The organism is Rhodoluna sp., assembly GCF_049276775.1.
Taxonomy (GTDB): Bacteria; Actinomycetota; Actinomycetes; order Actinomycetales; family Microbacteriaceae; genus Rhodoluna.
Genome location: NZ_JBASXC010000113.1, coordinates 1 through 3,890, shown reverse-complemented (window position 1 = coordinate 3,890; position 3,890 = coordinate 1). Strand labels below are relative to the sequence as shown.

Sequence of the window (3,890 nt, the reverse complement as noted above, 5' to 3'; positions counted from 1 at the left end):
GCTGATGAAGTCGGCACAGAGCTTCCCTACCGGGTTCAGGGAAACGTCAAAAACGAAGGAACCCCCCTCGAGGGCGTTCGAATCGTAGTTTCGGGCGGCGGATATACCGCCGAGACCGTCACTGACTCCGACGGTAAGTGGCTAATCGGGGTCCCAGAGAAGACCGGATATAGCGTCTCCCTTGACCAAAACACCCTTCCGGACGGCATCGCCGTTATCGAGGAAGGTGGCGCCGAGCAGTCCGTTGAAATCGGTCCGTCGGGAGCGGTCACCAAGAACTTCTTTATTGGAGAAGGCGAGCGAATCGTAGTCAGCCTCCTAGATCAGATCATCGCCCGAATAATTTACGGATTGAACTTTGGTCTGATGCTTGGGCTTGCCGCGGTTGGACTGTCGCTGGTGTTTGGAACAACTGGATTGTCAAACTTTGCTCACGCCGAGATGGTTACCTTCGGAGCCCTCGCTGCGTTTTTCGTGAGCAGCGTTTTGGCGCTCCCAATTTGGATTGCAATTCCGGCTGCCGTGGTTTTGAGCGGAGCTATGGGTTGGGGTCTGGACTCTGGACTTTGGAGGCCGCTTAGAAGGCGCGGTCTTGGACTCGTCCAGTTGATGATTGTTTCAATCGGTCTCTCACTCGCTGCGCGATACACCTTCCAGTTCTTTGTTGGTGGAGCAACCAATCAGCTTCCCGGGTTTGACTCTCCAAAGATTAAGATCTTTGGCGCGACTTCGTTGAGCGTGATTGACGTGACAAGTATGGTCTTAAGCCTGTTTGTAATAATCATTTTCGCTTGGTGGCTACTGAACACCCAGACCGGTAAAGCTACCCGTGCGATCTCGGACAACCCCGATTTGGCAGCTGCTTCGGGTATTGACGTTGACAAGGTGATTCGAATTGTTTGGATTGTGGCAGCAGGACTTGCCGGCCTTGCCGGAGTGCTCTGGGCTTACTTCCGCCCAGGCATCAAGTGGGACATGGGGATGCAGATCCTGCTTCTTATCTTTGCGGCAGTGACTCTGGGAGGCCTCGGAACCGCCTTCGGAGCTCTACTTGGGGCACTGGTGGTGGGTATGTTGGTCGAAGTTTCAAGCCTTGTCATTCCATCGGATCTGAAGTACGTAGGAGCGTTGGTCGTTTTGATCGTGATTCTGCTAGTCAGGCCTCAAGGCATCCTCGGGCGAAAAGAACGAATAGGTTAGGGAAAACTCATGGACTGGTCAGCAATTCTTTCAAATACCGCTCAGGGTTTCTTCAGCCCAGCAACTATGGCCTTCGCCCTAGCTGCTCTGGGCCTTGCGATGCACTTCGGTTTCGCAGGCCTATTGAACTTCGGTATCGCAGGTTACATGGCTATCGGAGCATACGGCTACGCAATCTCAATTCTGACCTTCGGTTTTGAGTGGTGGCAGGGCATCTTGGTAAGCCTGGTTGCCTCGGTTATCTTTTCTTTTATTTTGGGAATGCCCACACTTCGACTTCGAGGAGACTACCTCGCCATTGTTACAATTGCGGCGGCAGAAATCCTGCGATTGCTATTCCTCACCACCGCATTCATTGATGTAACGGGAAGTGCGGACGGTCTATTCGGCTACCACAACAGCTTCAGAGCTGCCAACCCATTCCCGGAAGGAACCTATGGTTTCGGACCTTGGACCTATAACAACCTCGAGTTGTGGGTTCTGGTTGTCGGCCTGCTTGTCTTGGTGGTCTGTGTATTCCTATTGCTCCTTCTAATGAAGAGCCCTTGGGGTCGAGTCATCAAGGGTATTCGCGAAGACGAAGACGCTGTTCGAGCCCTCGGTAAAAATGTGTTCGCCTACAAGATGCAGGCACTAATTATTGGTGGCTTGTTTGGTTCAATGGGTGGAGTCATTTACGCTTTGCCGTCCTCTGTCAGCCCGAGCGTCTACGTGACCTCGTTGACATTCTTTGTTTGGACAGCGCTTCTATTGGGAGGTGCCGCAACCATCTTTGGTCCGGTGCTTGGAGCCGTCATCTTCTGGGTTCTTCAATCATTCCTATCCAATGTTCTACCCCAGCTAGTTTCTAGCGGACTTATTCCATTCATGAGCAGTATCCAAGCCTCCACAATCAGGTTCATCCTGGTTGGTGTGGGTCTGATGCTGCTAGTCATCTATCGTCCTCAAGGAATTCTTGGGAACAAGAAGGAGTTGACCTTTGTCAAGTAGCGCAAAGACACCGGGCAAGGCCGCACGGAAAACTACCGGCCTTCACAAGGGGGAAATACGACCTGGAGTTGCCAAGGTAGACCCGATCGTCACAATGGACGGCGTCTCTCGCCACTTCGGTGGACTAACGGCCGTTGACGTTGAGCACCTCGAGATACCCAGGGGTGCCATCACAGCACTTATAGGCCCCAACGGTGCCGGCAAGACTACGCTCTTCAACCTGTTGACTGGCTTTGACAAGCCAGATACCGGTAGCTGGACGTTCGAGGGCAAATCCCTTGCCGGTATTGCAGCGTTCAAAGTTGCCCAGATGGGGCAGGTCCGAACATTCCAGCTCACTAAGGCACTTAGCTTGCTTACTGTTTTGGAGAACATGAAGCTGGGCGCTAAGGACCAAAGGGGTGAGAAGCTGCTTTACTCTATTTTTCCATTCCTCTGGAAACCAAAAGAGGCAGAAATCGAAGCCAAGGCCTTGGAGCTGCTGAAGAGATTCAAGCTCGACACGAAAAAGGATGACTACGCGGCCAGCCTCTCCGGCGGTCAGCGAAAGCTTTTGGAGATGGCCAGGGCCCTAATGACAGACCCTGTTCTTGTGATGCTTGATGAGCCAATGGCTGGAGTAAACCCTGCCCTGACTCAGTCACTTCTCGATCACGTGTTAGCTCTTAAGAATGAGGGTATGACGGTCTTGTTTGTTGAGCACGACATGCAAATGGTCCGTCACATCGCCGATTGGGTTGTTGTTATGGCCGAGGGTAAGGTCGTAGCGGAAGGTCCAGCTGAAGACGTCATGAAAAATCCAGCAGTAATAGACGCTTACCTGGGTTCTCACCAAGATACGGACCTAGGAACCATCACCGGGAGAATCACACTTCCAAAAAAAGGAAAGAAGTAACCAATGGCAAAGACTCCAGTAATTGAAACTAAGGACCTAGTTGCCGGCTATCTTCCAGGCGTAAACATATTGAATGGTGCTAACTTTTTTGCCGACCAGGGTGAGCTGGTTGGGATCATCGGGCCTAATGGAGCTGGAAAGTCGACTCTTCTAAAGGCAATTTTTGGTCTCGTGAAGGTTCGCGAAGGTGAAATTTTGCTAAATGGCGAATCTATCGCCAATGTGAAAGCTAACGAATTGGTAGCCAAGGGGATTGGGTTTGTGCCCCAAAACAACAACGTATTTCCGTCCTTGACAATCGAAGAGAACCTTCAGATGGGCCTTTTCCAGAAACCTGCAACCTACAACGAGCGCCTCGAGTTTGTGACGGGCATCTTTGCCGAGTTAGGTAAGCGCCTGAAGCAGCGAGCTGGGTCGCTTTCGGGAGGCGAGCGCCAAATGGTTGCAATGAGTCGTGCGCTGATGATGAATCCAGAGGTGCTGCTTCTTGACGAGCCATCGGCTGGGTTGTCACCGGTGCGTCAGGATGAGGCATTTATCCGAGTTTCTGAAATCAACAAGGCCGGTGTGACCACAATTATGGTGGAGCAAAATGCCCGCCGCTGTCTTCAGATATCTGACCGCGCCTACGTCTTGGATCAAGGCAAGGATGCGGTCGTTGGTACCGGACGCGAGCTTCTGAATGACCCTAAAGTTATTGGCCTTTACCTTGGCACTCTGGGTGAGTGAGAAAATAAACAAGAAATTTAGCTAAGAAAAAACCCCCGGGATTTCTCCCGGGGGTTTTTAGTTTTCTACTTACTTG

Annotated in this window: 4 protein-coding genes; all 4 read left to right on the top strand. The window is 51.8% G+C overall.

What is annotated here, in order from left to right; translation table 11 throughout:
- On the top strand, positions 1-1,200 hold a 1,200-nt coding region (locus tag WAO31_RS06765), incomplete at its 5' end, for a branched-chain amino acid ABC transporter permease (protein ID WP_509591786.1).
- A gap of 9 nt (positions 1,201-1,209) precedes the next feature.
- The gene (locus tag WAO31_RS06760) at positions 1,210-2,190 is read left to right on the top strand and encodes a branched-chain amino acid ABC transporter permease (RefSeq protein WP_509591783.1); all 981 of its coding nucleotides are present in this window, start codon (positions 1,210-1,212) and stop codon (positions 2,188-2,190) included.
- Positions 2,180-3,085, top strand: coding sequence for an ABC transporter ATP-binding protein (locus WAO31_RS06755; RefSeq protein WP_509591780.1), 906 nt, complete (start codon positions 2,180-2,182; stop codon positions 3,083-3,085). The genes WAO31_RS06760 and WAO31_RS06755 overlap by 11 nt, the downstream gene beginning before the upstream one ends.
- 3 nt (positions 3,086-3,088) lie before the next feature.
- Complete coding sequence (locus WAO31_RS06750; RefSeq protein ID WP_509591778.1) at positions 3,089-3,814, top strand: ABC transporter ATP-binding protein; 726 nt, start codon at positions 3,089-3,091, stop codon at positions 3,812-3,814.
- Positions 3,815-3,890 lie beyond the last annotated feature (76 nt).